Here is a 3,149-nt window from a genome sequence, read left to right on the forward strand (position 1 = left end):
AAACCAGTTAAGGAAATAACATTAAATAAAGATGGTTCTTTTACAGACACATTAGTGTTAGATACTGGAGCTTATGATATTCAGGCAGGTAAATATTTTTTTCCGGTTTACATAAAAGAAGGTCACAACATTAACATTAATGCGAATGCAACTAATTTTAAAAATAGTTTAACTGTTACTGGTATTGGTGCGCCTGAGACTAATTTTTTAATCTTAAAATCTAAAGAAAAAGAACAGTTTTACGGCGAAGCAGGACAAAAATTTTATGCTTTAGGTGAAGATGCTTATAAAAACAAAGTAGCATCCTACAAGAAAAGTTTAATTAAAAAGCTAGATGAAAATCCAGAATTTAATAAAAACTTTATAGAGTTAGAAAAAAGAGATCTAAACTATTATTACATAGATATGCTTTTAAAGCATCAAAGAATGCACAGGTACTTTGCAAAAGATTCTCTTTATACAGTATCTAATAGTTTTTTAAAAGAAACAGAAAGTTTGTCTTATGAACTAGAGGAGGATTATAAATATTCACAAACATATCAAAATCTGGTTAGAGGACATTATCAAAATATAGCAAAAAAAGCGAGTGAAAAAGGAGAAGATTATAATATTACTTACTTAAATGCTTTAGGAACTAATAAAAACGATTTTATAAGAAATTCTCTTTTAATAGATGTTGCTTCTGGCTCTATAACCTATGTAAAGGATAGAACCACATATTATAATAACTTTATGAAATTCTCTACTAATAAAGAGGATAAAAAAGTAATTACAGATTTGTATAATAATTTACAATTAACTGTGCCAGGAAAAATATCTCCTAAATTTACCAACTACGAGAACCATAAAGGAGGAACAACCTCTTTAGAAGATTTTAAAGGTAAATATGTGTATATAGATGTTTGGGCTACTTGGTGTGGACCTTGTTTATATGAGGTTCCTTATTTACAAGAAGTAGAAAAACAATACCACGGTAAAAATATAGAGTTTGTAAGTATTTCTGTAGACGCAGATAAGGACCACGATAAGTGGAAACAAATGGTTACAGATAAAAAAATGGGAGGTGTACAGTTGTATGCAGACAATTCTTTTGATTCAGATTTCGCAAAAGATTATATTATAAAAGCTATACCTAAGTTTATTTTAATAGATCCAGAAGGAAAAATTGTGAAAAGCAATGCACCAAGACCTTCAGATAAAAAACTAATAGATTTATTAGAAGAACTAGGAGTTTAGCTACATTTTTTTAAAAATTAAAACGCCTATAGAAATTTTTATTCTATAGGCGTTTTATGTATTTAATAGCTTTAGTTAAAAATCAATTTTTAAACCAATAGGGCAGTGGTCAGATCCCATAATGTCAGAGAAAATGGTTACCTCTTTTATTTTATCTTTAATAGATTTACTAACTAAAAAATAATCTATGCGCCACCCAGTATTACGTTCTCTAGACTTAAAACGGTAACTCCAAAATGTATAGGCAACTTCATCAGGATGTAGTAGTCTAAAAGAATCTACAAATCCATCAGCAATAAAATTATCCATACCATCAATTTCGGTTTGCGTATAGCCAGCAGTTTTATTATAGTTGCTTTTATCGTTTTTTAAATCTATGGCTGTGTGTGCAACATTAAAATCTCCACAAGCAATAACAGGTTTTTTCTTTTCCAAGTCTTTTAAATAGCTCAAAAAGTCTTTATCCCATTGTTTCCTGTAGTCTAACCTATCTAATTTCTGCCCAGAATTAGGTACGTAAACATTTACCAAGTAAAAATTTTCATACTCAGTACAAAGGACTCTGCCTTCTGTATCATGTTCTTCTATACCAATATTCGCCTTAACAGTAATAGGTTCTGTACTGCTTAATGTTGCAGTACCAGAGTACCCTTTTTTATCAGCAGAATTAGACGCTAAATTAAAGTTTTCTAATGGAGAAAGAGCCTTGGCAACCTCATTGTCTTGTGCTTTAGTTTCTTGTAAACAAAGAATATCTGGTTTCATAGATTTTACAGATTCAAAAAACTCTTTTTTTACAACAGCACGTACACCATTTACATTCCAAGATACTATATGCATTAGTTTATACTTTAGGGTTTAAAATAGAATATTATATTTCTAGGTTGAAATTAAAAAATTGAATTGATTTAACCTTAAAAATAAGCGTATTTTAAGTGATATTATTTTAAAAGTGAAGCAACAAGTGCTTAATATTGTATTTTAGAAAAATTGATTATGAAGGTTGACAAATTTGTATTGTTTATAATAGCTGTAATTCTTTTGGCATATTTTTTTCCTGTATGGGGAGCAAATTATGTCATAAATACAATTAGCAGTGTTGGTATATCTTTAATTTTCTTTTTCTACGGATTAAAATTAAGTCCGTCTAAGTTAAAAGCCGGATTAAAAAACTGGAAACTACATATAGTAATACAAGCATCTACTTTTTTATTATTTCCGCTGTTGGTTTTATTGGTTAAGCCATTTTTACAAAGTCAAGAACAAGAAACTATTTGGCTGGCTTTCTTTTTCTTGGCAGCCTTGCCATCTACAGTTTCTTCCTCTGTAGTTATGGTATCTATTGCCAAAGGAAATATGCCTGCAGCCATTTTTAATGCAAGTATTTCTGGCTTAATAGGTATTTTAGTTACACCCTTATGGATGGGGTTATTTGTTACTAATGAACAAGCAAGTTTTAGTTTTATAGATATTTATACCAAGCTAATTGTGCAAATAATAGTACCTGTAGTAATTGGTTTATTATTGCAGCGTTACTTTGGAACATTTGCGCAAAAACACAGTAGTAAAATTACCTTGTTTGATAAGTCTATTATCTTATTAATAATATATAAGAGTTTTGCATCATCTTTTAAAAACAATATTTTTAGTGCTGTTTCTGTTTTAGATTTAGTTTTGCTCTTAATTGGTGTACTTGTACTTTTTACTATTACTTATTTAAGCACAGGTTTTATAGCTAAAAAGCTAAATTTTAATACAGAAGATCAGATAACAACACAATTTTGTGGCACAAAAAAGTCATTAGTACACGGTACTGTTTTTTCTAAAATTATATTTGGTAATATGGCAATTATAGGAATAATGTTATTACCTATAATGCTTTTTCATGCATTTCAAATTTTAATTATAAGTGT

General features: G+C 29.1%; 3 protein-coding genes. 2 read left to right on the forward strand and 1 reads right to left on the reverse strand.

What is annotated here, in order from left to right:
* Positions 1-1,236, forward strand: a 1,236-nt coding sequence (locus tag ABJD66_RS03070; RefSeq protein WP_348128094.1) for a TlpA disulfide reductase family protein, incomplete at its 5' end; no start/stop codon positions are given.
* A 75-nt stretch (positions 1,237-1,311) separates the two neighbouring features.
* Here the strand turns inward: ABJD66_RS03070 and ABJD66_RS03075 are convergent.
* Positions 1,312-2,076: an exodeoxyribonuclease III gene (locus tag ABJD66_RS03075; RefSeq protein ID WP_348128097.1), complete on the reverse strand. Its 765-nt coding sequence runs from the start codon at positions 2,074-2,076 to the stop codon at positions 1,312-1,314.
* A gap of 156 nt (positions 2,077-2,232) precedes the next feature.
* On the opposite strand from ABJD66_RS03075, the gene ABJD66_RS03080 reads away from it, so the two are divergent.
* The coding region (locus tag ABJD66_RS03080; RefSeq protein ID WP_348128100.1) for a bile acid:sodium symporter at positions 2,233-3,149 on the forward strand (917 nt) is incomplete at its 3' end.

Source organism: Cellulophaga sp., from assembly GCF_039943695.1.
Taxonomy (GTDB): Bacteria; Bacteroidota; Bacteroidia; order Flavobacteriales; family Flavobacteriaceae; genus Cellulophaga.